Annotated in this window: 1 protein-coding gene and 1 pseudogene; both read left to right on the top strand. The window is 70.5% G+C overall.

Annotated elements, in window-relative coordinates:
- Nucleotides 1-335, top strand: a 335-nt coding sequence (locus tag V3H18_RS16575; RefSeq protein ID WP_332083185.1) for an SPOR domain-containing protein, incomplete at its 5' end; no start/stop codon positions are given.
- A 121-nt stretch (nucleotides 336-456) separates the two neighbouring features.
- Nucleotides 457-811, top strand: a pseudogene (locus V3H18_RS16570) (beta-hexosaminidase); the annotation flags it as partial.

Here is an 811-nt window from a genome sequence, read left to right as displayed (position 1 = left end):
CCAAGGTTAAACCGCCGGCGCCCCCCAAGGTCGCCGCCGTCGAGGAGCCGCCGGCCGGGGAGGCCGAGGAGGCCGCCGCGCCGACGAGCAAGGGCGGCTTCGCCGTGCAATTCGGCGCTGCGGGCACGGAGGCCGAGGCGCGCGCCCTCATGAAGACGGTCGCGACGAAATATGGCGCGCAGCTTGGCGGACTGAAGCCGACCTTCAAAATGGCGACGGTCAACGACAAGACGGTCTATCGCGTCCGCGTCGCTGGCGTCAGCAAGGACTCGGCGAATGCAATCTGCGCCAAGGTGAAGGCGGGCGGCGGCGCCTGTTTCGTCGCGGGGAACTGACTTGCGCGCCAGTCCGTCATGGCCGGCCGGGGCGCTTGTCCCGGCCATCGGCGCCGGCTGACCCCCTGGCTGATGGCTGGCGGGTGACGGAACTCCCAATATCCTTGCGAGAGCATCGCCCATGCGCGCCTTCATTTGCGGATTAAAGGGTCTTGCGCTCGCCCCCGAGGAACGCGCCTTCCTGCGCGAGGCCGCTCCCTGGGGCGTCATTCTCTTTCGCCGCAATGTCGAGACGCGCGCGCAACTCGCGCGACTGACGGCCGAGATTCGCGAGGCGCTCGGCCGCGCCGCGCCCGTGCTCGTCGATCAGGAAGGCGGAAGGGTGCAGCGCCTCGCGCCCCCGAACTGGCGGGCCTATCCCGCCGCCGCGCGCTTCGAGGCGGCCGGCGCCGACGCGGCGCAGGCCGAGCGGCTCGCCTGGCTCGGCGCGCGCCTTATCGCCTATGATCTCCGCGAGGTCGGCATTTACGTCGATT

This window comes from Methylocystis borbori, assembly GCF_036576025.1.
GTDB classification, from domain to species: Bacteria; Pseudomonadota; Alphaproteobacteria; order Rhizobiales; family Beijerinckiaceae; genus Methylocystis; species Methylocystis borbori.
Note: the sequence above shows the minus strand (reverse complement) of the source record. Positions and strands in the feature narration are given on the sequence as shown.